A 25,557-nucleotide genomic window follows, 5' to 3' on the forward strand; every position below is an offset into this window, starting at 1 on the left:
CTAAGTCCGTCTATTTCCATTATATTTAAGGTTCTAGGCTTGCCAATAAGAAGAATGAAATTATGGGAATGGAAACAACAAAAATTCTCGTCGTCGACGATGATATGCGCCTTCGTAGTTTGCTTGAGCGTTATTTGGTAGAACAAGGTTTTATCGTAAGGACGGCAGCAAATTCAGAACAGATGGACCGATTATTGGAGCGTGAAAACTTTCACATGATGGTGTTGGATTTAATGTTACCAGGCGAAGATGGGTTGTCTATATGTCGCCGTTTACGTCAAAAGGAAAATGAAATTCCTATCGTGATGTTGACGGCAAAAGGCGACGAAGTTGACCGTATTATTGGTCTAGAACTGGGGGCGGACGACTATCTACCAAAACCTTTCAACCCAAGAGAGTTACTCGCGCGTATTAAAGCCGTGTTACGTCGACGCACGAAGGAAGTGCCAGGGGCACCCTCAGCGGAAGAAAACATTGTTGCGTTCGGACAATTTGCACTTAACCTAGCGACGCGTGAAATGCAGCGTGGAGATGAAAGTCTATCGCTGACCAGTGGTGAATTTGCGGTGCTTAAAGCGCTAGTGTCTCACCCAAGAGAGCCATTAAGTCGTGACAAACTGATGAATTTAGCACGTGGTCGAGATTACAGTGCGCTTGAGCGAAGCATCGATGTGCAAGTATCGCGTCTGCGTCGCATGATCGAAGAAGACCCCGCAAACCCTCGCTATATTCAAACCGTTTGGGGATTAGGTTATGTCTTTGTGCCAGACGGTGGTAAATAAGTAGCACATGAGTATTTTGCCAAGAAGTGCGTTCGGACAAACGGTTTTTTTCGTGGGCGCACTGCTGTTAATCAATCAGATCGTTTCCTACATCACCGTCACGTTGTATGTGGTTAAGCCCACGTTTGAACAAGTGAATCTGATGCTGGCCAAGCAGGTCAAAACCGTCTTCATCGACCAAGAAGAAGGGGTCGAAATGACCAGTGCAATGTCAAAGAAGTTCTTTGAGATCACGGGTATCGAAGTCATGACGCAACGAGAAGCGTACGCGAATGGACTTGGGCAAGCCAAAGAATACACGATGTTGTCACGTAGCATGTCTGAACAGCTGAATGGTTCAGCGCGCGTGATGATCAGTCAAGGTAACCCACTGGTGTATTGGGTTGAAGCGCCGCAAGCTCCTGGGTATTGGGTACGTGTACCATTATCTGGATTTACCGAAACCAACATTCAATTCTTGGTTTTTTACTTATCCACGATTGGCTTTTTGAGTGTGTTAGGTGGTTGGTTGTTTGCAAGACACTTAAATAAACCACTGAAATCACTGCAAATTGCAGCAGGTCGAGTTGGTGTTGGGGATTTCAGTACACGACTAAAAGAAGAAGGTTCGACGGAAGTGATTGAAGTGACTAAAGCGTTCAATCAGATGTCGAAAGGGATAGCCGATCTTGAAAATGACCGCCGACTGATGATGGCGGGCGTGTCGCATGATTTACGAACACCATTGACTCGGATTCGCCTCGCCACAGAAATGATGAATGACGAGGATGATTATTTGCGTCAAGGCATTATTGATGACATCGAGGATATGAACGCCATTATCGATCAGTTCATTGAATATCTGCGACACCACAACACCGCGGAGCTAGAGCTGGATGACATCAATCATGTTGTACAAGAAGTTGTGCATGCTGAGCAGCAACATCAGCGTGAGATACGGCTAACCGTTCAGGAAAATTTACCTAACGTACTGATGAATTGTGTCGCGTTGAAGCGTGTGGTCACCAACATGATTGAAAACGCGATCCGTTATTCTGATGATGTCATTGACGTTGAAACGCAATATTTAGCCGATAAAAAACAAGTGCTTGTTACGGTTAAGGATAAAGGGCCTGGGATCCCTGAGTCAGAGCTGGAGAAAGTGTTTGAGCCCTTTACCCGTGGTGATTTGGCGCGAGGGAGTGAAGGCAGTGGACTGGGGCTTGCGATTATTAAACGGATTGTTTCAACCCATCGAGGTACCGTTAAACTGCGTAATCGTAAAGGCGGTGGCTTAAGTGCCGAAGTGTATTTACCTGCAGTAAAAAGATGAGAATAGGCTAACAAGGCCTATTCATGGTGTACGTTACGGTTCTAGCCGACCTGTTGTTTAGCAAAATGCGAGGGAATGTCGGCTGCCGCAGTTTACAAAACAGTTGGCACAACTACTTGCGATCTTGCTTGTGTTTTCTTGTTCTATTTGGTGCTGAGTTAGTGCTAACTAGGCTTTCCTTCTATGTTTCATTTTCTAAGACCTTGACTGTTCATTCTGGTTGTAACCTAATTAACACCGCCAAACAAAGCGTTTAGACATAAAAAAACGCCCTCGAGAGGGCGTTTTGTATCATCATTGATAAAGGAATTTTGTCTTTAGCTGTAATGCTTAACCACGAGGACCCGCATTCACAATTGCGTCTGAAACGTCGTACTTCTCAAAGTTAGCTTTGAATTCCGTCGCGAGTTTCTGAGCGAACTCTTCGTACTTCGCTTTGTCTTCCCACGTGTTGATAGGGTTAAGTAGTTTACTATCTACGCCAGGTACAGATACTGGAACGTCTAAGTTTAGAGCCTCGATGTGCTGAGTTTCAACACCAGCAAGCGTGCCAGATACGATAGCATCAACAACAGCACGTGTTGTTGGAATGTCAAAACGCTTACCGATACCGTAAGGACCACCAGTCCAACCTGTGTTCACTAAGTATACTTTAGCGCCGAATTCACGTACGCGCTTCATTAGAAGCTCAGCGTATACGCCTGCTGGACGTGGGAAGAATGGAGCACCAAAACACGTTGAGAAGGTTGATTCGATGTCTGATGTTGATCCGATCTCTGTAGAGCCTACTTTCGCCGTGTAACCACTTAGGAAATGGTAAGCTGCTGCTTCTTCAGAAAGAATTGACACAGGAGGTAATACGCCGCTTACATCACAGGTCAGGAATACCACTGCTTTTGGCTCGCCAGCACGGTTTTCCACTTTACGTTTCTCAACGTGTGTAAGAGGGTAAGAAGCGCGTGAGTTTTGAGTTAGGCTAGAGTCTGTGTAATCCGGTACGCGATTCTCATCAAGTACAACGTTTTCTAAAATTGTACCGAAGCGGATAGCATCCCAAATGACAGGCTCGTTCTTTTGCGATAGGTCGATACATTTTGCGTAGCAACCACCTTCAATGTTAAACACACTACCTGGTGCCCAGCCGTGCTCGTCATCACCAATTAGGAAGCGAGTTGGATCTGCGGATAGTGTTGTTTTACCTGTACCCGATAGACCGAAGAATAGCGCTGTGTCGCCAGCTTCGCCTACGTTTGCGCTACAATGCATTGGTAATACACCTTTCGCAGGAAGTAGGAAGTTCTGTACAGAGAACATTGATTTTTTCATTTCACCGGCATAACGCATACCAGCAAGTAGTACTTTGCGTTGTGCAAAGTTAATGATAACCGTACCATCACTGTTTGTGCCGTCGCGCTCTGGCTCACACACAAAAGATGGAACGTTTAATACTCGCCATTCAGGTAAATCAGCTGCATTGTATTTTTCAGGGATGATAAACATGTTTTGAGCAAAAATATGGTGCCAAGCTGTTTCCGTAGTTACAACAACTGGCAGGTAATGCTCTGGATCTGCGCCAACTTCGAGGTGAGAGACGAAGTGGTCTTTGTCCGAAACGTACGCTTCAACACGTGCCCATAATGCATCAAATTTGTCTGCATCGAACGGGCGGTTCACGTTGCCCCATTGAATGTCATTTGCTGTGGTTGGTTCTTGCACGATAAAACGGTCACTTGGAGAACGGCCTGTACGGCGACCAGTTTGTGCTACGAACGCACCATTTGCGGCTAAAGTACCTTCGCCACGGCGAATAGCGTGTTCGACCAGTTCAGCTGCGGTTAAATCGACATAACGAGTTGCGCTTGAAGTCATGTTTTTACCTAAAAAATGTGAGATTGAACGGGATAGCTCTGGGTTCTTAGTGAGTGAAATATTGACCTCAAAAATTTAATCCTAAATCCAAGAGGTCAATAACTCATCAAAGCTGAAATTATATTATCAGATGAAATAGCGTTATACGAGCCTTTGCAAGGTCTAAAATCCGCATTTTTTAAGAAAAAACTTGAATATTTTCAATGATACCGGTGTCATGAAAAGTCATCTTTTTATGACACCGGTATCATCTTTTTTAGACAAAAAAGCCGCCAAAATGGCGGCTTAGTCTTCATTTGAATACGGAAATCCAAATTAGTTAAAAATAGAGCGAATTTCCTGCTCGTTGAATTGATAGTCTTTCAAGCAATAGTGGCAGCTGATTTTGATTTCGCCATGCTTTTGAATATCTTCAAGAAGTGCTTCCAGTCCAACGTTTGCAAGGGCATCGATGGTTTTTTTCGCGACTGCATCCACAACGATATTGAACAGTTTGCGGTTCAAATAATTGTGGATTGTCTTCATGGTAAAGACGTGTCAGCACGGTATGGGCGTCCAACTCAAGCATTTCTTCGTTTTTAATCGTGTCTGTGAGTGCTTCTAAATGTTTGAAGTCTTCTTTCGATTTAGCTTGGTCTACCGGTAATACTTGTAACAACATACCGCTTGCGCGTGCTTGGCCTTTGGCGGTGGACGTTGCGAGCCATAAACGCGTTTGTAATTGTTCAGATTGGGCAAAGTACATTTCTAAGCAACCTGCCAATGTAGGTTCTGTCAGTGGCACGATGCCTTGGTAACGCTCACCTTTTGTTGGCGTGATAGTGATGACCATGTATCCTTCGCCAATGAGTTCACGAATTGTGTGGCCAGAAACTTCGCTTTGTAAGCGTGCTATGCCGCGCATATTCTGTTGGTGATCGCCATTAATCACGGCATATTTGACTGGACCATCGCCTTGCAATTGCACCGCGATTTCGCCTTCAAACTTTAAGGTTGCTGTTAATAAACACGTTGCAACCAACAACTCGCCCAACAGTGACTGAACCGCTTCTGGGTATTCGTGACCACCAAGTATTTCTTGGTAGGTTTTTTCCAATTGAACTAATTCACCACGGACATCTAAATTGTCAAAAATATAGCGGTGTAATAAATCTTTTTGCATTAACAAAATCCTAACTTAACTTCAGTTTTAGCAATTCTCGACGTTGTTTTTTGTCCGGTTTGTTAACAGGATGAGGAGCAAAAAACGTGTTGTTCTTTCGCGCGATCGCGTTTTGTTCGCGGCGTTCAAGGCTTTTTTCCGATTCGACATAGAGCATTTGAGCCAACGGTGCACTTTGACGTTTCTCTGTTACGACTTGAATTGTAACTTCCTTTTCGTCAAAGCCTTGCGCTAAACGGACCACGGCACCAACGTCAACGGTTTTGCTGGGTTTACAGCGTTGTCCGTTATAGTGTACTTTACCGCCTTGTATCATTTCTTGGGCCAAGGCTCGAGTTTTGTAAAAGCGGGCAGCCCACAGCCATTTATCTAGCCTAACTGCGGCTTTTTCAGATTGTTCAGGGGATGTTTTTGCCACTGAGAGAAACTCTAAAAACGGTTTGTAACTGTCGTCAAATTTACCACACTTGAACGCCTAAAAAAAGCGCATCCACATTCGTTAAGGGAACTTTCAGGCTAGGCACGGCGACTAAGGAAACAAGCCCTTTTTGACATTCATTTACATAGCCATCTTGTTTTGTGTGTGAATGTAAAGTTTCATATTTGCGCGCTTGTTGAAAGGGTTACGAGAAGGTACACTGGGTCGCTCAAACGAAGAAGAATATAAGAATGATGGAACAGCAAATATTACAGTTGCAAAAAGTTGCACAATCCTTGCCACATAAAAGACTGAGCAAAATCGTTACTATAGCTGCGGTGGTTTACGTTGCCTATTTGACCGCGCAACTGTTTTGGATACTCTGGCCTACACCTAAGGCGGAATCTCTCCCTTCTATTCAAGCCGCTTCATCCAGTTCTCATTCCCCAGTTAACGTTCGCAAAATTCTTGCTCAAAATTTATTTGGTCAAGCGAATGCCATCGCAGAGCCTGTTCAGAAAACCGTTATCTCCGACGCGCCAGAAACGCGATTAAGTCTTCGCCTTACCGGCATCGTAGCGGTCAGCCAAGACGATGAAGCTGGTCTTGCAATTATTGAATCCCAAGGTCGTCAAGAAACCTACGTGGTAAAAGATTCGATTGCAGGTACGCGGGCGAAACTGGCTCAAGTTTTACCGGACCGCGTTATTCTGGATGTGAGTGGTCGTTTTGAAACGCTCATGCTAGATGGCCTTGATTTCAGCAAAACAGTGACCTTGCCATCTTCAACAAAACGCAATAATCCTTTAGTAAGCTCATCCGGTCCGGTTCAATCGAAAGGGGCGTTGAAAGAACAAATCTCGGCAACGCGCGAAGAAGTTAAGCAAGATCCCGGTAAATTATTTGATTACATTCGTATTTCTCAAGCGACACAAGATGGAAAATTAATCGGTTATCGCTTGAGTGCTGGAAAAGATCCGGCACTGTTTTCCCGTATGGGACTTAAGAATAATGATTTGGCTGTTGCTATCAATGGCTATCAACTCACGGACATGAAACAGGCCATGCAAGCAGTCAATGAACTGCGCACAAGTAGCAACGCCACTATCACCATTGAGCGCGATGGCAGCTTAATGGACGTGCAATTCAGCCTGTAATAATTGGAGTACACACAGCAATGACAACTAAGCGAAACCATCGAACAACAAAAGCTGGGTTAGCTAAATATGCTGCGCTCTTCTTGGCGGCTGGATTATCTTTTACTGTTCCGGCTGTTGAATATGCAGCTAATTTTAAAGGCACAGACATCAACGAGTTCATCAATATTGTTGGTAAAAACTTAAATAAAACCATCATTATTGACCCTAACGTCCGTGGCAACATTAACGTGCGTAGTTACGAATTGATGGATGAAAAAATTTACTATCAATTCTTTTTAAACGTATTAGAAGTCTACGGATACGCCGTCATCGAGATGGACAGCGGCGTTCTAAAGGTCGTGCGTAGTTCGGATGGCAAAAAGGCTAACGTGCCGCTAGTGAAAGACGAAGAGAAAGGCAATGGTGACGTACTCGTCACACGCGTAGTTCGAGTAAAGAACGTAAGTGTTCAAGAATTAGGCCCGCTTATTCGTCAGTTTAGCGACCAAAAAGATGGTGGTCATGTTACAAATTTAAACTCAGCAAACGTGATGATGTTGACGGGGCATGCCTCGTCGGTTAATCGTTTAGTTGACATCATCCGCTCTGTCGATCAGGCCGGCGACCGCCATGTTGACATTGTTAAGTTGAAACATGCGACAGCACAAGACGTGGTATCTGTTGTAGATAACATCTTTAAAGATTCTGGCAAGGGTACGATACCTGAATTCCTAATTCCTAAAGTGGTTGCTGACGAGCGTACCAACAGCATCATTGTGAGTGGTGAATCTCAAGCTCGTGGCCGAGCAATTGAACTAATCAAACGTTTAGATGGTGAACTCGAAAGCACGGGTAACACGCAAGTTTTCTATTTGAACTACGCGAAAGCGGAAGAGCTGGTAAAAGTTCTGCAAGGTGTGAGTAAGTCATTGCAGGAAGAAACACAAGGTGGTGCAAACGCCAATGGTGCTCGTCGTACAAGCTCGCAAAAAGGTGACACTAGTATTGAAGCTCACCAAGATTCTAATGCACTGGTGATTACAGCACAGCCAGATACGATGCGTTCTCTCGCGTCGGTGATCGAAAAACTAGATGTACGTCGTGCGCAAGTCCTTGTGGAAGCGATTGTTGTGGAAGTCTTTGAAGGTGATGGCATCAACTTTGGCTTACAGTGGATCAGTAAAGAAGGCGGAATGCTGCAATTTAATAACGGCACTTCTGTTCCGATTGGTGGTTTGGCTGTTGCAGCAGAAAAAGCGCGTGATAAGACGATTGAAAAAGTGTACACCGGTAGCTTAACTGACACCAACAAACCTTACACAGAAACTCAGGTCGGTGACCTCACCGCGTTAGGTCAGCTAGTCGGTGGCATCAACGGTTTGGCGGCAGGAATTATACGCAACGACTGGGGTGCGATTGTTCAAGCGGTTTCCACAGACACCAATTCGAATATTCTTGCAACACCGTCTGTAACGACGATGGACAACGAAGAAGCGTCGATGATCGTAGGTCAAGAAGTGCCAATCATCACAGGTTCAACGGCCAGTACCACGAATTCTAACCCGTTCCAGACGGTTGAACGTCAAGAAGTGGGTATCAAACTTAAAGTAACACCTCAAATTAATGATGGCGATGCCGTACAACTGACGATTGAACAAGAAGTATCGAGCGTAAGTGGCGCCACTGCTGTTGATATCTCAATCAACAAACGTGCAATTAGCACGACAGTGATTGCAGACGATGGTGGAATGGTTGTGTTGGGTGGTTTGATAGACGAAGACGTGCAAGAAAGCGTATCTAAAGTACCAATTTTAGGTGACATTCCTGTATTGGGACATCTGTTCAAGTCTACAAGCACGAGCAAACGTAAGCGTAACCTATTGGTTTTCATTCGCCCAACCATCGTACGTGATTCTACGCGCATGAATGAGTTGAGTCATGGTAAGTACAATTTTATCCGTGGCGAGCAAGTGAAACAACGTGAAGATGGTATTGATTTAATGCCGTTGACCGACTCGCCAATGTTACCGGAGTGGAACGACAAACTGACATTACCTCCGACATACGAAGAATATTTAAAGCAGCAAAATGATGAGCAACACAATGACTGATACGGTAGCTGACGTTCACGCTGACATCATGCCATTGGACGAAGAGCAAGCAACGGAAGTCGTAAGTCGTAAACGTTTGCCTTTTGCCTTCGCGAAGCGTTTTGGGCTATTGCTAAGCGTCGAACATGACGAATACATCGTTTACACCACTGGCGACATATCGGCGGAAGCACTATTGGAAGTGCGTCGTTTTGCAGGAAAAGCATTCCGAGTCGAAGCGTTAGATAAAGACCGCTTTGAACTTATGCTCGAAGCCAGTTACCAACGCGACAGTTCTGAAACTCAGCAAATGATGGAAGATATTGGTAACGAGGTGGATCTTTTTTCATTGGCTGAAGAGTTACCGCAAACCGAAGACTTGTTGGCGGCGGATGACGATGCGCCAATCATTAAGTTAATCAACGCTATGTTGAGCGAGGCCATTAAAGAAGGTGCATCAGATATCCACATCGAAACATTCGAGCAGGATTTGGTGATCCGTTTCCGTGTTGATGGTGTGCTGAAAGAAGTCTTGAAGCCCAACCGTAAGTTATCGTCACTGCTGGTTTCGCGTATCAAAGTTATGGCGAAGCTCGACATTGCGGAAAAACGTGTACCGCAAGATGGTCGTATTAGTCTACGAATCGCTGGTCGAGCGGTCGACGTGCGGGTATCGACCATGCCGTCAAGTTTTGGTGAGCGTGTTGTACTTCGTCTTCTTGATAAGAATAATGCTCGTTTGAACTTAGAAGACCTTGGTATGACGGAAAGTATCCGCAATCGATTTGCCGATATGATAGCAAAACCACATGGTATTATTTTGGTGACAGGCCCCACCGGTTCAGGTAAGAGTACCACGTTGTACGCAGGCCTGACGCAAATTAACAGTAAAGACCGTAATATCTTGACCGTAGAAGATCCAATTGAGTATGAAATTCCTGGTATTGGTCAAACACAAGTTAATGCGAAGGTTGAAATGACGTTTGCGCGCGGCTTACGTGCTATTCTACGTCAAGATCCGGATGTGGTAATGGTGGGTGAAATACGAGACTTGGAGACGGCACAAATTGGTGTGCAAGCATCATTAACCGGTCACCTTGTTATGTCGACACTTCATACCAACACGGCCTCTGGCGCGATTACCCGTATGGAAGACATGGGTGTTGAGCCGTTTTTATTGTCCTCGTCGTTACTTGGTGTCTTGTCACAACGTCTAGTGCGTACATTGTGCCCTAAATGTAAAGCGGCTCATCATGCCGATGAACGTGAATGTGAATTGTTGGGTGTGTCACCTGCAAATTCACCGACGATTTACCGTGCCGTCGGGTGTGATGAATGTAATTACAATGGCTATAAAGGCCGGACAGGTATTCATGAGTTACTGGTGGTTGATGAGCATATCCGCGAATTGATCCACAATGGTAAAGGTGAACAAGCGGTTGAGAAATACATTCGCAAACATTACCCGAGCATTCGCCAAGATGGTATCTCACGAGTACTTGATGGCAAAACGACATTAGAAGAAGTATTGCGCGTAACGCGTGAGGAAGGCTAATGGCGGCATTTGAATATCGAGCACTGGATGCCAAAGGAAAAGAGAAAAAAGGCATACTAGAAGCAGACACGGCTAAACAGATCCGCACACAATTGCGAGAAATGGGGTTAGTCGCGCTTGAAGTTTCTCCAGCCGCACAAAAAGAAAAGGCCGCAAGCTCAGGCTCTGGTATGGGGCTTTTCAATCGAGGGTATAAACCGTCGACAGCGGATTTAGCCCTAATCACGCGTCAATTAGCAACGTTGATCCAATCAGCTTTGCCTGTTGAAGCAGCGGTAAAAGCGGTTGCTGAACAATGTGAAAAGCCTCGCTTAAAGCGTATGCTGATGTCTGTTCGTTCGAAAGTAGTCGAGGGCTATACGCTCGCCGATGGTATGTCGGAATTTCCCTATGTCTTCGACAATTTATACCGCGCGATGGTCGCTGCGGGGGAAAAATCGGGTCATTTGGATGCGGTACTGAATCGTTTAGCGGATTACACAGAACAACGCCAACATATGCGTAGCCAGATTACACAGGCTATGGTTTACCCAATTATTCTAGTTATCTTTGCGATAGCTATCGTGTCTGTACTGCTTGGCACCGTTGTGCCAAAGATCCTAAAAACGTTTGAAAAGTCAAAGCAAGCTTTGCCTTGGACAACGGAATGGGTAATGGCCGCAAGTAACTTTGTTCAGCACTATTGGTTGCCAAGCCTAGTGGTGATTATTGGTACGGTTTTTGGTATCAAGCAAGCATTAAAACGTCCTAAAGTGCGTTATTGGTTTGACGGCAAAATTTTGCAAATGCCAGGACTTGGGAAAATCAGTCGTGGAATTAACACGGCGCGTTTCGCTCGTACTCTTAGTATTTTGTCTTCAAGTTCTGTTCCGCTACTAGAAGGGATGAAAATTTCAGGGCAAGTGCTTGAAAATCAACGCATTAAGCAAGCGGTTTCTGAGGCGGCTACCCGTGTCAGCGAAGGGGCTAGTTTAAGAGCTGCATTACAACAAACTAAGTTGTTTCCACCCATGATGATCCACATGATTGCCAGTGGGGAAAAATCAGGGGAGCTTGAACAAATGTTAGAGCGAGCAGCAAACAACCAAGACAGAGAATTTGAAAGCATGGTAAATGTTACGTTGAAATTGCTTGAGCCTGCCATGATTGCAGGTATGGCGGTTATCGTATTGTTTATCGTGATGGCAATTTTGCAGCCAATCATGGCAATGAACAAAGCAATTGGCCTATAGGTCGAAGGAACAGGTATTAAGTTTTAATGCCGTATGGATAAAGCACCAGTAAAAGAGGTAAGTCACGTGAACAAGCAATCTGGTTTTTCATTATTAGAAATTATGGTGGTACTGGTTATCATCGGGATGATCATGTCAATTGTTGCGCCTAACATTATGGGTCAACAAGAAGAAGCGGCAAAAGACAAAGCTAGACTGGATATTCAGCAACTTGAAGACGCGATGAACATGTATAAGCTAAAGAATAAAGCTTACCCATCGACAGAACAAGGTTTAGAAGCGTTAGTGACGAAAACGTCTATCGAGCCAATTCCATCTCGCTTCCCAGACGGTGGGTTTATTTCAAAACTTCCTGAAGATCCATGGGGTAATCCATATCAGTTAGTTAGCCCAGGTGAAATGGGTAAAAAAGTCGATATTTTCTCTATGGGTCCAGACGGTGAAGTGGGTACGGATGACGACATCGGAAACTGGGATCAAGAAAACAAATAATCGAGCTTAACTATCTTGTTGTACTTCAACTCCATGTCTTCTACCAAAGCAAGTAAACACCAACGAGGATTTAGTTTAATCGAAATCCTCGTGGTATTGGTCATTATTGCATTTGGTACGCAGCTTGTCGTCTATGGTTTAGATGACAACCATGAAGAAGCGCTGGAGAAGCAAGCGCTTCGTCTTCACACCACTATTAATATGGCATCGGAATACGCTGTCTTGAACCAAGTCGAATTGGGGATGATGATGGAAAACCAAAAACTCGAGTTTTTGGTTTTTGATGGTGAAAACTGGATTAGTTTTGAAGAAGAAGAGTTGTTCCAACCAATTGAGCTAGGCGAAGCATATCGATTGAGTCTCAACCTAGAAGGACTTGGCTGGTCAGAAGACAACTTGTTGGAACAGGCAAAGTGGCGCGAATTATTGAGCGGCAGCGATGATGATTTGCTTGAATTGAAGAAGCGGAAGATCCCACAAGTGTTGTTACTTTCATCTGGCGAGATGAGCGCGTTCCAATTTCAGTTGTCTGCAGATGGTTATGCAGAACCCGTGTATTTTATTGAAGGTGAATATGTAGCGCCTGCCAAAATGCGAAAGGAACCAGAAGAAGATGAATAAGGTTCGCGGGTTTACCCTTTTGGAAGTCATGGTCGCGCTTAGCATTTGTGCTTTGGCTGGGATTGCAGCAATGCAAGCAACGGGTCAGCATATTGTGCATGTGTCTAGTATTGAATCACAAACGTATGCTTCTTGGGTTGCTGAAAATCAATTAGCGTTACTTAAAGCGGGCACAGAAAGTAAAGCACCAAAAAATGGTGAAAAGGGCGATGAGGAACTCGCAGGGCTCAAATGGTATTGGCAGCAAGTGGTTGCACCGACGGAAGCGCCCGATTTTGTTAAGGTGACGATAAATGTATATTCCGATGAAGCCATGTCGCAAATGGAATACGATTTAACGACCTACATTTATAAAGAGACAACACGATGAAGGCCAAGGGATTTACGCTCATCGAAGTCATGATGGCGTTAGCAATTCTCGCGGTTGTGGTTATGGCGACCCATCAAATACTCGAATCGACGATGAACGCGAAAGAAGCCTCAGAAGACACGTTGACCGAACTCGAGAAGCTACAAACCGTGTTTCGCTTCATGGATCAAGATTTCAGCCAACTCAGTACGCGAATTGTACGCAATGAGTCGGGTGATAAGGCAACGAGTTATATTATTCACGGCCGTTATCAGTTTGAGAGTCAGTATGATGGCATCGGGTTTATTCGTGACGGGTGGATTAACCCTATTAATTTGTTGCCTCGTTCAGAATTACAAGCGGTCGGATATCGCGTAATGGATGACAAACTAGAACGCCTTTATCGCATCTATGTTGACCAACTGGATGGGACTGAACCAAAAGTTCAAGTGTTACTTAATGATGTAGAAGAACTCAAATTCGAGTTCTTAGATAAAGCGCAAAAGTGGCAAGACGAGTGGAAAATGCAAGCATTGCCATTGGCGGTGGCCGTTACGCTGAAACAAAAAGATAAACCCGAAATACGTCGAATTTTTGCTGTGCCTGGTACAGGCGAAGAACGAAAAGAAGACAATGGCGAAAATAGAGGGGCATCCAATGGGTAAAGAACGTGGTGCCGCTTTAGTCATTGTATTGTTCATCGTTGCATTGGCCGCCACCATTGCAGCAGACATGGCCGTGAGTTTAATGGTGCAAGTGCAAAAAACAACAAATATCCAGCAGCACCAACAATCAAAGTGGTACGCTTACGCTGCGGAAGAACTTGCGCGAAAAGTACTTATTGAAGTTAAAAAAGATAAAGCGGATGTGGTTAATCTTGGGCAAATTTGGGCACAAGAGCCAGAGCCTTATCCCGTTGATAACGGCTATTTAAAAGTTGGTTTAACGGATTTACACGCTTGTTTGAATTTGAATGCATTAGCGCAACCTGACGATGGACAAAATCAAACACAAGGTATTAATCCGGCTCATCGAGCGCTGTTGTTTTTGCTTCAGAACATTGAAGAGCTAGGTAACGAAGAGTCCGAAGAAACGCTCGCGGACAGTGTTTATGATTGGATTGATGAAGACAGTATTACCAATCGCTCCGGTGCGGAAGAAGATGAATACATGTCTAATCGCAACCCATACATGACCGCAAATAATTTGTTGGCGTCGGTGTCTGAACTACGCGTCATTAAGGGATTCAACCCGTTGGTGATGGAAAAACTATTACCTTATGTGTGTGTGATCCCTGGTAGTAAAGAGTTAAAGCTCAATGTGAATACGATCACATCAGAAAATGCGCTGTTGTTAAGTGCGGTGATCCCTAATTTGAGTCAGTCTGGTGCTGAGGCCATTATTGGAGCAAGACCGGAACAAGGTTTTGCAAAAGTCACAGACTTTATCGAAGAATTAAAACAACAAGGTGTCAAAGATTTTGGCAAGGTTGATGAACTATTAACAGTGAATAGTGAACATTTTCAATTGGTCGCTCAAGCATTTTTCAATGAAAGACGCTTTAGCATGACCAGTACACTGGAAGTGAAAGATAGTCATGTGACCGTCCTTGCACGGAAATTTGGAGGCGTGCAGTGAAAGAGATGTTAGTGGTCCGAATCGGACATAATCTGCAAGATGTGGTTCACTGGATGATTTGGTCGAACCACGATTCGCAAATTATTGCCAGTGGTGAGCTCGCGCAAGGGAAGCTATCCGTATTAGAAGAAAAAGCAGCGGATAGAGAAGTCATCGTCTTGTTACCCAGTGATCAAGTCTCGCTTAAAACAGTGATACTGCCAACCAAGTGGGGTCGCAAACTTGAACAAGCGTTACCATATCTCATTGAAGAGCAGCTCGCTCAAGACGTAGACAGCATGTTCATCGCAATTGAACAGCCAACGATGGTAGAAGAGAAGCACGCCGTCCGTATTGCCTGTTGCGATAAAACCTGGCTTTCATCGTGGTATTCACGTTTTCATCAGGCGGGCATTGAGGTCCATCGTATGGTGCCAGATGCACTGTTGTTACCGAATGCACAAGATGGCGAAGCTTCGATGATCCGTCTTGGAGAACAATGGTTGGTAAAACAAGGGGATTGGCAAGTTGCCGCGGTGGAAAGTAGTTGGCTCGAAACCTATCTCAATGCTGCTAAAGTGAGTATTGTGAATCATTTCAGTCCAATTGAGCACGCGTTTGCGGGCATACAATGGAATGCGCAAGAAGCAGAATATGATTTGCCTTTAGCGGTTTGTGCAAAGCATTTAACGTTACACAAACTGACCTTTAACCAAGGGGCTTTTGCGCAAAAGAAAAAACAACCACAGTGGTGGGCCGACTGGCGCAGTGGATTGATTGCGGCAAGCGTTGCGCTGGTTGCGTTTATTGGTGTGAAAACGGTTCAGTTGATCCACTTAAATAATGAAGTGACTGATTTGAAAGCTGAAGCCGTTGCAGCCTATCAAGAGGCGTTTCCAGGCAAAGTCGTGCGTCCACAATTGCTCAGAACACAGCTGAGAAGTGCGCTGGCGCAATTAGACGGTGGACCAGAGACAAGTTTCCTCAAATTGACTGAGCAAACGGTGACAGTCCTTAGTGAAGTGAAACAGTTTTCAGTGGAAACCATTCGTTTTGATCAACGTCGAAATGAATTACGTATCCGAGCACGAGGCAAAGATTTTCAATCTTTTGGTCAAGTGAAAGCGCTATTCGAGCAGCAAGGTTTGAGTGTCGATCAAGGGTCGTTGAATAACGATGGCGACTTTGTCGTCGGTGAATTGCGAGTGAAGGGGGCATAATGAAAGAGAAAGCACTCAAATACTGGCATGGTTTAAAAGAACAAGAACAGCGACTACTCTTAATCGCTGGTAGTGTTTTTGTCATTTTTGTTTTATTCATGGGCATTTTCAAACCGTTAAATCAAGGAATTGAAAAAGCATTGAAAGACCGCCAACAACAAACTGAATTAGTGGCTTGGGTGAAAGAAAGTGTGGTGAAGTTAAAAGCCGCACAGCCAAAGCAAGCGCAAAGCGGTGGTTCCTTGAGCCAAATCGTGAACAGCACACGAAGCCGTTTTAACATTAATATTTCAAAAATGCAGCCAAGTGACAATTCACTGCGTTTAACAATTGATTCGGTCGAGTTTAATGCGCTGATCAGTTGGTTAGATGAAATGGTTAATCGCCACGGTGTACTCATTGAAAACGTTGAATTAGGTCAAGATACACAACCAGGCTACGTTCGAGTAAGCCGTTTGGTTTTGGAGAAGTCACTTTGAAGAATACGTTGACACTAACACTGATTTTTTTAGTGAGTTTTGTTCTATTTGTGTTTTGGCAACTTCCTGCAACAATCGCCATCCAGTTGAGCGCACCGTTGTTACCACCAACGATTCAGTTTGGGCAGTTATCCGGCAGTGTATGGGAAGGGCATGTTACTGAAATTCGTGTTCAACAAATGACATTAAAAAATGTGTACTGGGACATCACGCCTGCGGCACTATTCACTGGACGTTTGCAACTGAACGTAAAAGTAGGCAATGCGCGAGACAAAGACGAAATTTCTGGTCACGGAGATATTGCCCTAAATGTATTCAATCAACATGTGACGCTTGACGATGCTGTGCTGCGTTTTAGCGTGGAGCAAGCGATGGGTCATGTGACTTTACCGTTGCCTGTTGAAGCAAAAGGTCGAGTGCTGTTGAATGTTTCGCATTTCTCAATGGGCACGCCTTATTGTGAGGCGCTAGTTGGTGATATTCGCACACCAAACATTGATGTAAAAGGGTTGAATAATTGGTTCAGTATCGGTGAACTTGAAGGTGGATTGGACTGTAAGTCTGGTAACATTGCAATCACTGTGTCACCTGACAATAAACTGGGCTTGCAAGCTGACGCGTTACTCAGTCAGAATTTGCAGTTCAACGTAAACGGAAAAATTAAGCCAGATGCTTCGTTGCCAAAAGAAGTTCACGATGCTGTGAAGTTTTTAGGCCGTGCAGACAGTGATGGCTATTACCCAATCAAGCTCTGATCATGTATACATTTACTTATAGCGATGTGGAACAGCGATTAATCGTTAAGGCGCTTGACGCAATACACAGTCCTTACACCCTCGATTTCGTTGAAGGTTACTTATTTGCTGATGTTTGTGGACCGGAGGGACAAGAACCCGAGCAATGGTTAGCTCGATTTGGGTTTTCTGCAGGTCAATTAGATGAGCAAAGTGTCTTTGCTTTTATGGCACTACATCATCACGTTTCTGAAACGGTTTATTCCGAACACGGTTATGCACCCTTCACATTGAGTGCGTTCGATTTGAAGAAGATCCACCAATGGAGCTTAGGTTTTTTGGATGGTGTGGGTGTTTATGCTGACATGTTATCCAATGCGATAGGTCAAACTCAGGAGATGCTTGAGGCGCTACAAGTGAGTATCGAGCAACTCGGCTTTTTCGCGCTACCGCAATCTCAAATCGAGCAGTTTTGCATGGCACATGATTTAGAGTTTAATAGTTTCGTGATAGAACAATTTGCTCTGCTTCAGGAGTTTTCTCGCGAATTCGCCAATTTGATTGAGGCAGCAGCGCAAAGTCTTTTTGATGATTAACGGTAATTAGGAAGCACTAACGGCTTCCTAATTCCAATTCTATTTCGGTACATCCGTTAGGGCAACGCACTTTCCCAACTTGGGTTTTATCATCAAGATGCGCCTGTAGAGGTTTCTTGCATACTTTGCATTGACATGGCTTACCAGCGAGCAATCGTTTTATCAGCGCTTTCTGATCATGAAATGAAGCGCTGTGTGCTTTATTAATCGATGAAAAATCCACGTTATTTTTTGTCCGTTGGAATCGATGAAAGTACGATGTCACAGATAACCGCTAAACGTGATTCGTAGAAGTACAAGTTCAGTTCGTTGCGTACACAGTAACGAATGTGAAACTCTTCCAATTTCTTGTCTGTTAATAACGCTTCGTTAAGATAATCGCGTTCGGTTTCCGTCAAACTAAGTTGGCGTTCGATTTCAGAGCGAGCGACTTTTGCGGCTAAACTATGTTGTAGCTGACTGGTTTCACCAAGCGCGGTCATTCCTTCGCCCAATAATTTGTCGCGTTGTTCTTTAATGAGCGGATGGTCTACGGTGAAAAAGATTAATACCACAACCACGAAGAACAAAAACTTTTTCATAATTTCCTAATCTTTGATCTAGACGACATGTCTTGAAGCACAGTGTAATAAAATGGTGTTTTTAAAAGCAAGTGTTCAATCAGGTTTTTGGGAACGAGTCTTCAATACAATAAGCCGTTGCCAGTGTTGTGCTTAAGTTAATTACGCGACTACCTTTTGAACAGGTGTCTGAGTAACACGGTAATCAGGATGTAGGGAGGGGATGAAAGGCAGAGGTTTTTATGCAAATTTAGCGTTGTCGCTGTTAAATACCTGAATGCCTTGCTTATAATACCCGTAGTAAATGAATGGTCACTGTAGCAAGTCACCTTTTTTGATCCGAGCGATGCGTTAAGGAGCTTCGATGGATAATCAAATCAAAGTGAAAAACATCTCTACCGAGGTGAAAATCCAAAAACCGGCCGATCTGCAGCCAGATCGATTTAATCCTCGCAATCGGATATACGTCAGAGCCGTATCGGGTCTTCATCAACTGCTTCGTCGTCGTATCGGATTTGTCGGGATGCTCGCATTTATGTTGATGCCTTGGATTAACTATCAAGGAAAACAAGCTGTTTTATTCGATATTATGGCGCAAAAATTTAATATTTTTGGCCTGACATTATTGCCACAAGATCTTACCATTCTTGCTTTTATTTTCATGATTGCGGCGTTTGCATTGTTCGTGGTGACGGCATTCTATGGTCGTGTTTGGTGTGGTTATACCTGCCCCCAAACTGTATGGACGTTTATTTTTATTTGGTTTGAAGAAAAACTCGAAGGTTCTGCAAATCAACGTAAAAAGCTTGATGAGCGACCAATGGATATGGACAAGTTTTTACGCAAATCTGCAAAGCACGCAAGTTGGATAGCTTTTTCTTTATATACCTCAATAACGTTTGTTGGTTATTTCACTCCAATTCGCGAGTTTGTGCCTGACTTTTTTACTTTTTCGGCATCAGCGTCAGCGGCGATAAGTACTTTAGTGTTTACCTTCTGTACTTACGGTAATGCAGGTTGGATGAGAGAAATCATGTGTTTACACATGTGTCCGTATTCACGCTTCCAATCCGCAATGTTCGATAAAGATACCTTTACGGTGAGCTACGATGCCTCTCGCGGTGAAAATCGTGGGCCTCGTGGCCGTAAACAAGATCCGAAGGAATTGGGATTAGGGGATTGTATCGATTGTAATTTGTGTGTTCAGGTTTGTCCTACTGGCATCGACATTCGTAATGGTCTGCAATACGAATGTATCAACTGTGGTGCGTGTATTGATGCGTGTGACGGTGTAATGGACAAAATGAATTACCCGCGTGGACTTATTTCTTACACCACGGAGCGTAACTTAGAGTCTCATTCGGAGAAGACCAAAGCGGTTAGACCAAAGCTCATCGGTTATGTCATTCTACTTGTTGTACTTTCATCCGCTTTGGTTGTGAACATTGCAACGCGTAAGCCGATGGAACTTGATATCATTCGAGATAGAAACCAATTGTATCGCGAGAACTTTGAGGGCTTGATTGAAAATACCTACACCTTAAAAGTGATCAACAAAGCGCAAATCGAACAGGAGTTTACGGTTCAAGTCCAAGGATTACCAGAGTTTCAATTATTGGGTAAAACGGAAGTATCGGTTGAAGCAGGGACTTCACACGATTTGCCTATTTCTATAGTCATAGATCCGTATTTGTTGAAAAAGCCAGTGACAGAATTTGAATTTGTCGTCAGGTTGAAAGACAATCCAGAACAATCCTTGTCACAAAAGACAAATTTCTTCCGAGCAAAATAAGTCGCTTGGAAAACAAAACGAAAAGCGGGGATAACCCGCTTTTCTTTTACTAGAACGATATGAGTTGAAAGAAACCATGAGCCAATTTAGCTTTTCAAACCTCACACCTGAACATATTCTCGACGCGGTTGAGTCACTCGGGATTTATCCTGAAACGGGGTTATTGGCGTTGAACAGCTATGAGAACCGGGTTTACCAGTTCAAAGCCGATGACGGGTTGCGTTATGTAACCAAGTTTTATCGCCCTCATCGTTGGACTCAAGCGCAAATATTGGAAGAACATGCATTTGCGTTTGAACTTCAAGACGCGGAAATTCCCGTAGTTGCCCCTATAACGCGAGATGGCGACAGCTTGTTTGAGCACGATGGTTATTCGTTTACGGTTTACCCAAGTGTCGGTGGTCGGTCGTTTGAAGCCGATAATTTAGATAATCTTGAATATTTAGGTCAGTTACTTGGGCGGGTGCATCAAGTAGGTGAAAAACAGCAGTTTGCATCACGTACAACTTTAGGGCCACAAACGCATTTAGTTGAAGCTCTGCGTGAATTAGAGCAAAGTCCGCTTATTCCTAGTACATATAAATCGCGATTAATTGAGTTAGTTGAGGAACTAAAAGCGAAAGTGGTCGCTCTATATAGACCAAATAACCAGATCCGATTGCATGGAGACTGTCATGCTGGCAATATTCTGTCCATGACAGAGGGACTGTGCTTAGTGGATCTCGATGACGCATGCATGGGGCCTGCGGTGCAAGATCTCTGGATGATGCTAAGTGGTGACCGTCAGTCACAGATGGTTCAGCTTGATACGTTACTGTGTGGTTATGAAATGTTTCGTGATTTTCCACGGTCAGAATTAGAGATGATTGAATCGCTTCGGACAATGCGTATGGTTAACTACATGGCATGGTTGTCAAAACGGTTTGATGACCCTGCATTTAAGTCGGCATTTTCATGGTTTGCAACGCCGCAATATTGGGAACAACAACTCAAAGCTTTAGAAGAACAAATCCTTGCGATGGAGTCACCTGCATTGACTTTGTGGCCTTAAAAAATATTGAGAGAAAGACATGATAAAAAAATTAAAAGTGGCGTTATTCGCGCTGTGTTTGCCCATGATGGCCTTTGCAACCGATTTTGAAGATGGTAAGCATTACAACACGCTGTCGGTTGAAAAAAGCAAGACCGCAAAAGTGACGGAGTTCTTTTCGTTTTATTGCCCGCATTGTTTCCGATTTGAACCTGTCGCGATTGCTCTTGAAAAGTCGCTTCCTGAAGGGGCCGTATTTGAAAAGAGCCACGTTAATTTCTTAGGTGGATTGCCAAGCGAGGTTCAATCGAATTTGAGCTATGCGTACATTATTGCCAAGCAACATGGGAAAGAGCACGAAGTGGCTCAGCAATTGTTTAATGCTATTCACACCCAACATATTCGTTTTACCGATATGAAAGACTTAAAGGCACTGATGGTGGCGAATGGTATTTCTGAACCAGAATACGATGCGGCACTTGTGAGCATGCCTGTTTTGGCTGCGGAAAAAGCGATGGTTGAAGCACAAGAGAAGTATTCAAAAATTAACGCGCTGACTGGCGTGCCGACGTTTATCGTGAACGACAAATACAAACTCAATACTTCAGCGCTAAAAAGCCAAGAAGAACTTCACGAACTTGTCGCCTATTTATTAAAAAAATAAGGAATGATCGATGCTTAAGTTAGTTAAAGTCGCTCTATTAGGGCTCATGCTACCACTGTTTGCGCAAGCTGCGCCTTTTGTTGAAGGCGACCACTATGAGGTTGTCAGTGACCGTGCTTCAAGAAAGCCAGAAGTCGTTGAGTTTTTCTCGTTCTACTGTCCTCACTGTAATACGTTCGAGAAACTTATTGCTGATATCAAACCACACCTAGACAAAGACGTAGAGTTTAAGAAGAGCCACGTAAACTTTGTGGGCGTGCGTGATCCTAAAATCCAAGTTATGCTCGCTCAAGCATTGGCTGCGGCAGAGGCATTACCTGAAAAAGATAAAATTATCGCTGCTATTTTCAATCATTTTCATGGCAAACACGCGAAAGTAAATGAGTTGGCAGATGTGAAAGACATTTTTGTTGCGCAAGGCGTTGATGGCGACACATTCGACAAAGTATTTAATAGTTTTACGGTGCGCACGAAAGCGAAAAAAATGGAAAGCGACCAGAACTACTATTCTGAGAAGAAAGCGTTAACGGGTGTACCCACGTTCATCGTCAATGGAAAGTACAAACTGCGTTTGCGTGAGTCTAAAACGACAGAGCCAGAACAAATTGCTGCGTTGATAAATTACCTAGCAAAAATGAAATAAGTCAAAAAAGCCCCGAAAACGGGGCTTTTTTATTGTCTATTTTCGTTGTAAGAACACGCCAGATTCGACGTGATGGGTATAGGGGAATTGATCGAAAATGGCGATTCTTGAAAGAGCATGCGTTTGCGAGAGAAGTTCCAAATCTCGTTCAAGCGTGTCAGGATTACAAGAAATATAAATAATATTGTCGTATTCGCTGACCAAGCGACACGTCAATTCATCCATACCTGCACGGGGTGGGTCCACGAGGATGGTTTGGCAATTATACGATTTTAAATCAATGCCATTTAATCGCGAGAACTGTTTTTCACCTTTCATCGCTTGCGTAAATTCTTCGCTCGACATGCGAATAATATCGAGATTTGTAACCTGATTTGCTGCAATGTTGACTTGCGCTGAATGTACTGACGACTTTGAGATTTCAGTTGCGAGCACTTTATTGTAGTGACCCGCCAAAGCAATCGAGAAGTTACCATTGCCACAGTATAGTTCAAGCAGGTCGTTGTTGAGCGGTTCACTGATTGACTGTGCCCAAGCCAACATCTTTTCATTTACTTTGGCATTGGGCTGCGTGAAGCTATTTTCGACTTGCTGATATACGTATGACTTACCGTTTACGTTGAGTTGTTCGGTAACGTAATCGTTGCCAAAAACGACTTTTTGCTTACGAGCGCGACCGATAAAATCGATCTTGTATTTTTGTCGAAGCGTTTCACGTAATTGTTGCATCGCAGCAAGCCACGCGTCATCAAGTGGCTTGTGATAAAGCAAACTCACCAGTATCTCGCCGCTTAGTGTGGATAGGTAGTCGATTTGGAAAAGTTTACGGCGCAAAATATCTTGTGTTTTTAACTGCTCAACCATGACTTGCATCATTTCATTAATGAGCGGCGCAGCGGCATCAAATTGGTCAACTCGAATTTTTTCTTTTGTTTGTTGGTCAAACATGATGTGAAACAGGTCTTCTCCATCGTGCCAAACGCGAAACTCAGCTCGTTGACGATAATGGCTGACAGGAGAATTGTACACTTCAAGTTGAGGTGCTCCAAAGCGCGCGAATTGGTTTGAGATTCGTTCAGCTTTTTCTGCAAGTTGTGTTTCGTAAACTGAAGTATCAATATGTATAGCGGCCATGATGCTGCATTCCTCTTGTCTTTTACCTTTTTGAGTCGCGCTATTTTAGGGAGCATTCGACATTTGTCTAGCATAGAACGAGGGGATAAGAAAAATAATTGTGTTTTTTTTGCACAAATGTATCAAGCTTTGAGTTTAAAGGTCGATAACTGATCAGGGTATTTAACGGAGTAGAATGATGAAAATTGGTCAACAACATGGGGTGATGCCACCTGGGTTGGATAAATTTCCGCTCACGCATCGGCCAGGACAGAAACTAGGGCTTCTCAATTCGGACAGCTATCAAGGGGATAAATTTAAAACCTCGGCGAAAGTGTTAGAAGATAAGCTGAACGAAGCGTTGGGAATTGCTCCTAAGAAAGATAAAGCTGAGAAAAAGCCGCTGTTTGACTTTGAAAGCGTTGTGAAAAACGTGCTCGAATTCGTGAAAGGTGCTGTAAACATGGCCAAGGCAAACGGCAAATCGGATGATGAGCTGCGAGAGATGCTGGGCAAAGCGCGAGAAGGCGTCAATCTAGGAGTTGATGATGCGAGTAAGATTCTTGACGATTCTGGCTTGCTCGACGACGACATCAAAACGGGGATCTCAAAATCTCAAGAGGGTATTCACAAAGGGTTAGATGATTTTGAAAAATCGCTCTTTGAACCTCAATCACAAGGTGTATTGGTTGCAGGGGCACAATACGCGAGTTTACAAAATCAGGCTGAATTTTCATTCACAACTGCGGAAGGTGACGAAATCGTTATTTCGTTCAATGATGCGTATTCGTCTAAGCAAGGTTTTGCTGCAAGTGAAGGTGAAAAAGGCAAAGCATTTGCTTTTGCATCAGAGCAACAGCATGAAGTGGAGTTTTCTATCAGTGTCAATGGTGAAGTGAACGACGCGGAGAAAGAAGCGATTAATGGCATGATGAAGGATATTCGCGATATTAGTAACGCGTTTTTCCGAGGTGATTTTGATAAGGCGTTTGAGCAAGCGAAGAAATTGAGTTTGGACAATGAACAAATCGCACAGTTTTCTTTAGATATGAAACAAACGAAGCAGACGGCTGCTATTAGCCAGTACCAACAGTCCAATCCGACCGCTCAAGCTGCAAAGGCTTTTCAACCCCTAAATGAGGGGCTGCGCGAGGTGCATGGTCAAGGCAAAGCGTTGGGTGTGGAAAAGCAATTGCCGGATATTATGGAGTGGATGAACCATGGCCAAGCGCGATTGAAAGAGTTTCTCGATTACGCGCAAGCTTACTTCCAAACATTGGATAGTCAAAAGCAGCCTAATTCGTAATTTTGCATCAATGGGCGTGTTTAGATTTTCTCGTTAGTAGATAAAAGGCTTCGTTGCGCCAGCAACGAAGCCTTTTTGTTTTACTTGTAAAGTTGAGTGAATCCGTGACTTAGCGTCGAGACTATTCGTCTTCTGAGTCCTCCGGTTTTTGCTTTGCTTCACGAACTTTTAATGTGCGCTGTTGAAACTCTTTGTCATTAAGAGCCGCTATTGCTTTTTCAGCATCAGCTTCTGCCATTTCAACGAATCCAAAGCCGCGACGTTTGCCTGTATTTTTATCTTTAAGCAAACGAACGTTCACAACAGTACCTTGTTCTTCAAATAAAGAACGCACTACTGACTCATTTGCACGATATGGAAGATTGCCAACGTAAATAGTTTTCGTTTTGATGGCTTCGTCCGTCGCGTTCTCAAATGAGGTCGCAGAGAAGTAGGATGTAATGATACCTCCTAATAAAGTACTGATAGCGACAACAAGTGCAAATTGAGTTTGCAGCGCTGCTGACATGGTGTGTGCGATGAAAAATGCAATTAATCCAAGTAACGCACTAATAATAAATGATCTTTGATCTGGGAATTTCATATTGTTGTACCGAGTAAACAATGGATAAACATTAATTTAACAAACGAAATTGCTATCTTAGCGACTTATATAATCTTCGCAATAATAAAAAGCATAGATCGTCATCCTACAGTAACAAATTTTAGTCTAATTGCTCGTATTTTCAGCTTCAAAGCAGTAGGTTGGGTAAAAAAACAGCGATTGAACAAAAAGAGCAAAA

At 43.8% G+C, this 25,557-nt stretch carries 25 protein-coding genes and 1 pseudogene; 20 read left to right on the forward strand and 6 right to left on the reverse strand.

The window, feature by feature from the left end; genetic code table 11:
* Window positions 1-68: 68 nt before the first annotated feature.
* Both ompR and envZ read left to right on the forward strand, forming a co-directional pair.
* A complete protein-coding gene (gene ompR / locus NI389_RS10970) occupies window positions 69-782 on the forward strand; it encodes an osmolarity response regulator transcription factor OmpR (RefSeq protein WP_208842084.1) in 714 nt (237 codons plus the stop codon).
* 7 nt (window positions 783-789) lie between these two features.
* Complete coding sequence (gene envZ, locus NI389_RS10975) at window positions 790-2,094, forward strand: two-component system sensor histidine kinase EnvZ (RefSeq protein WP_308359949.1); 1,305 nt, start codon at window positions 790-792, stop codon at window positions 2,092-2,094.
* 330 nt (window positions 2,095-2,424) lie between these two features.
* Here envZ and NI389_RS10980 read toward each other — a convergent pair whose 3' ends face one another.
* From NI389_RS10980 to hslR, 3 genes and pseudogenes are all read right to left on the reverse strand, one after another.
* Entirely contained in the window at window positions 2,425-3,963 is a 1,539-nt protein-coding gene (locus NI389_RS10980) for a phosphoenolpyruvate carboxykinase (protein ID WP_308359951.1), read from the reverse strand.
* Between the two features lie 315 nt (window positions 3,964-4,278).
* Window positions 4,279-5,125, reverse strand: a pseudogene (gene hslO / locus NI389_RS10985) (Hsp33 family molecular chaperone HslO).
* Between the two features lie 10 nt (window positions 5,126-5,135).
* On the reverse strand, window positions 5,136-5,543 hold the full coding sequence (gene hslR / locus NI389_RS10990) for a ribosome-associated heat shock protein Hsp15 (RefSeq protein ID WP_208842087.1): 408 nt from the start codon (window positions 5,541-5,543) through the stop codon (window positions 5,136-5,138).
* 254 nt (window positions 5,544-5,797) lie between these two features.
* Here hslR and gspC point away from each other — a divergent pair, with 254 nt between their 5' ends.
* The 13 genes from gspC to NI389_RS11055 all read left to right on the forward strand — a co-directional run bounded on the left by gspC (window position 5,798) and on the right by NI389_RS11055 (window position 17,667).
* On the forward strand, window positions 5,798-6,700 hold the full coding sequence (gene gspC / locus NI389_RS10995) for a type II secretion system protein GspC (protein ID WP_308362545.1): 903 nt from the start codon (window positions 5,798-5,800) through the stop codon (window positions 6,698-6,700).
* A gap of 20 nt (window positions 6,701-6,720) precedes the next feature.
* Entirely contained in the window at window positions 6,721-8,793 is a 2,073-nt protein-coding gene (gene gspD / locus NI389_RS11000) for a type II secretion system secretin GspD (RefSeq protein WP_308359952.1), read from the forward strand.
* 28 nt (window positions 8,794-8,821) lie between these two features.
* Complete coding sequence (gene gspE, locus NI389_RS11005) at window positions 8,822-10,327, forward strand: type II secretion system ATPase GspE (RefSeq protein ID WP_372588631.1); 1,506 nt, start codon at window positions 8,822-8,824, stop codon at window positions 10,325-10,327.
* Window positions 10,327-11,559 carry a type II secretion system inner membrane protein GspF gene (gspF, locus tag NI389_RS11010; RefSeq protein WP_308359954.1) on the forward strand — a complete coding sequence of 411 codons (1,233 nt, stop codon included), beginning with the start codon at window positions 10,327-10,329 and terminating at the stop codon, window positions 11,557-11,559. The genes gspE and gspF overlap by 1 nt, the downstream gene beginning before the upstream one ends.
* Window positions 11,560-11,625: 66 nt before the next feature.
* Window positions 11,626-12,051 (forward strand): type II secretion system major pseudopilin GspG, encoded by a 426-nt coding sequence (gspG, locus tag NI389_RS11015; protein ID WP_308359956.1) that lies wholly within the window; start codon window positions 11,626-11,628, stop codon window positions 12,049-12,051.
* 33 nt (window positions 12,052-12,084) lie between these two features.
* Window positions 12,085-12,672: a type II secretion system protein gene (locus tag NI389_RS11020; RefSeq protein ID WP_308359958.1), complete on the forward strand. Its 588-nt coding sequence runs from the start codon at window positions 12,085-12,087 to the stop codon at window positions 12,670-12,672.
* Window positions 12,665-13,042, forward strand: a complete 378-nt coding sequence (gspI, locus tag NI389_RS11025) for a type II secretion system minor pseudopilin GspI (RefSeq protein ID WP_308359960.1) — start codon at window positions 12,665-12,667, stop codon at window positions 13,040-13,042. Before NI389_RS11020 ends, gspI begins: the two co-directional genes overlap by 8 nt.
* Window positions 13,039-13,686 carry a type II secretion system minor pseudopilin GspJ gene (gene gspJ / locus NI389_RS11030; RefSeq protein ID WP_308359962.1) on the forward strand — a complete coding sequence of 216 codons (648 nt, stop codon included), beginning with the start codon at window positions 13,039-13,041 and terminating at the stop codon, window positions 13,684-13,686. The genes gspI and gspJ overlap by 4 nt, the downstream gene beginning before the upstream one ends.
* A complete protein-coding gene (gene gspK / locus NI389_RS11035; RefSeq protein ID WP_308362546.1) occupies window positions 13,679-14,659 on the forward strand; it encodes a type II secretion system minor pseudopilin GspK in 981 nt (326 codons plus the stop codon). Before gspJ ends, gspK begins: the two co-directional genes overlap by 8 nt.
* Window positions 14,656-15,858 (forward strand): type II secretion system protein GspL, encoded by a 1,203-nt coding sequence (gene gspL / locus NI389_RS11040; RefSeq protein WP_308359964.1) that lies wholly within the window; start codon window positions 14,656-14,658, stop codon window positions 15,856-15,858. The genes gspK and gspL overlap by 4 nt, the downstream gene beginning before the upstream one ends.
* Window positions 15,858-16,337: a type II secretion system protein M gene (locus NI389_RS11045; RefSeq protein ID WP_308359966.1), complete on the forward strand. Its 480-nt coding sequence runs from the start codon at window positions 15,858-15,860 to the stop codon at window positions 16,335-16,337. The genes gspL and NI389_RS11045 overlap by 1 nt, the downstream gene beginning before the upstream one ends.
* Window positions 16,334-17,092 (forward strand): type II secretion system protein N, encoded by a 759-nt coding sequence (locus NI389_RS11050; RefSeq protein WP_308359968.1) that lies wholly within the window; start codon window positions 16,334-16,336, stop codon window positions 17,090-17,092. The genes NI389_RS11045 and NI389_RS11050 overlap by 4 nt, the downstream gene beginning before the upstream one ends.
* 2 nt (window positions 17,093-17,094) lie before the next feature.
* Window positions 17,095-17,667, forward strand: a complete 573-nt coding sequence (locus tag NI389_RS11055; RefSeq protein ID WP_308359970.1) for a UPF0149 family protein — start codon at window positions 17,095-17,097, stop codon at window positions 17,665-17,667.
* 224 nt (window positions 17,668-17,891) lie between these two features.
* Here the strand turns inward: NI389_RS11055 and NI389_RS11060 are convergent, their stop codons facing one another.
* Window positions 17,892-18,248 (reverse strand): hypothetical protein, encoded by a 357-nt coding sequence (locus NI389_RS11060; RefSeq protein WP_308359972.1) that lies wholly within the window; start codon window positions 18,246-18,248, stop codon window positions 17,892-17,894.
* Between the two features lie 343 nt (window positions 18,249-18,591).
* Between NI389_RS11060 and ccoG the strand changes: the two genes are divergently transcribed.
* The 4 genes from ccoG (at window position 18,592) to NI389_RS11080 (ending at window position 22,356) form a co-directional block, all read left to right on the forward strand.
* Entirely contained in the window at window positions 18,592-20,019 is a 1,428-nt protein-coding gene (ccoG, locus tag NI389_RS11065; protein ID WP_308359975.1) for a cytochrome c oxidase accessory protein CcoG, read from the forward strand.
* A 76-nt stretch (window positions 20,020-20,095) separates the two neighbouring features.
* On the forward strand, window positions 20,096-21,070 hold the full coding sequence (locus NI389_RS11070) for a serine/threonine protein kinase (protein ID WP_308359976.1): 975 nt from the start codon (window positions 20,096-20,098) through the stop codon (window positions 21,068-21,070).
* Window positions 21,071-21,089: 19 nt separating this feature from the next.
* Window positions 21,090-21,713, forward strand: a complete 624-nt coding sequence (locus NI389_RS11075) for a thiol:disulfide interchange protein DsbA/DsbL (protein WP_308359977.1) — start codon at window positions 21,090-21,092, stop codon at window positions 21,711-21,713.
* A 10-nt stretch (window positions 21,714-21,723) separates the two neighbouring features.
* Window positions 21,724-22,356 carry a thiol:disulfide interchange protein DsbA/DsbL gene (locus NI389_RS11080; protein ID WP_308359978.1) on the forward strand — a complete coding sequence of 211 codons (633 nt, stop codon included), beginning with the start codon at window positions 21,724-21,726 and terminating at the stop codon, window positions 22,354-22,356.
* 36 nt (window positions 22,357-22,392) lie between these two features.
* Here NI389_RS11080 and trmA read toward each other — a convergent pair whose 3' ends face one another.
* Complete coding sequence (gene trmA / locus NI389_RS11085; protein WP_308359979.1) at window positions 22,393-23,490, reverse strand: tRNA (uridine(54)-C5)-methyltransferase TrmA; 1,098 nt, start codon at window positions 23,488-23,490, stop codon at window positions 22,393-22,395.
* Window positions 23,491-23,665: 175 nt separating this feature from the next.
* On the opposite strand from trmA, the gene NI389_RS11090 reads away from it, so the two are divergent.
* Window positions 23,666-24,775 carry a DUF5610 domain-containing protein gene (locus NI389_RS11090; protein WP_308359980.1) on the forward strand — a complete coding sequence of 370 codons (1,110 nt, stop codon included), beginning with the start codon at window positions 23,666-23,668 and terminating at the stop codon, window positions 24,773-24,775.
* A gap of 121 nt (window positions 24,776-24,896) precedes the next feature.
* On the opposite strand, the gene NI389_RS11095 is transcribed toward NI389_RS11090, so the two are convergent.
* Window positions 24,897-25,358: an RNA recognition motif domain-containing protein gene (locus NI389_RS11095; protein WP_308359982.1), complete on the reverse strand. Its 462-nt coding sequence runs from the start codon at window positions 25,356-25,358 to the stop codon at window positions 24,897-24,899.
* Window positions 25,359-25,557 lie beyond the last annotated feature (199 nt).

It is taken from the genome of Pseudoalteromonas xiamenensis, assembly GCF_030994125.1.
Classification (GTDB): domain Bacteria; phylum Pseudomonadota; class Gammaproteobacteria; order Enterobacterales; family Alteromonadaceae; genus Pseudoalteromonas; species Pseudoalteromonas xiamenensis_B.

Bases quoted from the DNA above. Each gene is read 5' to 3' on its own strand.
- ompR (WP_208842084.1), top strand. From the start codon at position 69: ATGGAAACAACAAAAATTCTCGTCGTCGACGATGATATGCGCCTTCGT.
- envZ (WP_308359949.1), top strand. From the start codon at position 790: ATGAGTATTTTGCCAAGAAGTGCGTTCGGACAAACGGTTTTTTTCGTG.
- NI389_RS10980 (WP_308359951.1), bottom strand. From the start codon at position 3,963: ATGACTTCAAGCGCAACTCGTTATGTCGATTTAACCGCAGCTGAACTG.
- gspC (WP_308362545.1), top strand. From the start codon at position 5,798: ATGGAACAGCAAATATTACAGTTGCAAAAAGTTGCACAATCCTTGCCA.
- gspD (WP_308359952.1), top strand. From the start codon at position 6,721: ATGACAACTAAGCGAAACCATCGAACAACAAAAGCTGGGTTAGCTAAA.
- gspE (WP_372588631.1), top strand. From the start codon at position 8,822: ATGCCATTGGACGAAGAGCAAGCAACGGAAGTCGTAAGTCGTAAACGT.
- gspF (WP_308359954.1), top strand. From the start codon at position 10,327: ATGGCGGCATTTGAATATCGAGCACTGGATGCCAAAGGAAAAGAGAAA.
- NI389_RS11020 (WP_308359958.1), top strand. From the start codon at position 12,085: ATGTCTTCTACCAAAGCAAGTAAACACCAACGAGGATTTAGTTTAATC.
- gspI (WP_308359960.1), top strand. From the start codon at position 12,665: ATGAATAAGGTTCGCGGGTTTACCCTTTTGGAAGTCATGGTCGCGCTT.
- gspJ (WP_308359962.1), top strand. From the start codon at position 13,039: ATGAAGGCCAAGGGATTTACGCTCATCGAAGTCATGATGGCGTTAGCA.
- gspK (WP_308362546.1), top strand. From the start codon at position 13,679: ATGGGTAAAGAACGTGGTGCCGCTTTAGTCATTGTATTGTTCATCGTT.
- NI389_RS11045 (WP_308359966.1), top strand. From the start codon at position 15,858: ATGAAAGAGAAAGCACTCAAATACTGGCATGGTTTAAAAGAACAAGAA.
- NI389_RS11055 (WP_308359970.1), top strand. From the start codon at position 17,095: ATGTATACATTTACTTATAGCGATGTGGAACAGCGATTAATCGTTAAG.
- NI389_RS11060 (WP_308359972.1), bottom strand. From the start codon at position 18,248: ATGAAAAAGTTTTTGTTCTTCGTGGTTGTGGTATTAATCTTTTTCACC.
- ccoG (WP_308359975.1), top strand. From the start codon at position 18,592: ATGGATAATCAAATCAAAGTGAAAAACATCTCTACCGAGGTGAAAATC.
- NI389_RS11070 (WP_308359976.1), top strand. From the start codon at position 20,096: ATGAGCCAATTTAGCTTTTCAAACCTCACACCTGAACATATTCTCGAC.
- NI389_RS11075 (WP_308359977.1), top strand. From the start codon at position 21,090: ATGATAAAAAAATTAAAAGTGGCGTTATTCGCGCTGTGTTTGCCCATG.
- NI389_RS11080 (WP_308359978.1), top strand. From the start codon at position 21,724: ATGCTTAAGTTAGTTAAAGTCGCTCTATTAGGGCTCATGCTACCACTG.
- trmA (WP_308359979.1), bottom strand. From the start codon at position 23,490: ATGGCCGCTATACATATTGATACTTCAGTTTACGAAACACAACTTGCA.
- NI389_RS11090 (WP_308359980.1), top strand. From the start codon at position 23,666: ATGATGAAAATTGGTCAACAACATGGGGTGATGCCACCTGGGTTGGAT.
- NI389_RS11095 (WP_308359982.1), bottom strand. From the start codon at position 25,358: ATGAAATTCCCAGATCAAAGATCATTTATTATTAGTGCGTTACTTGGA.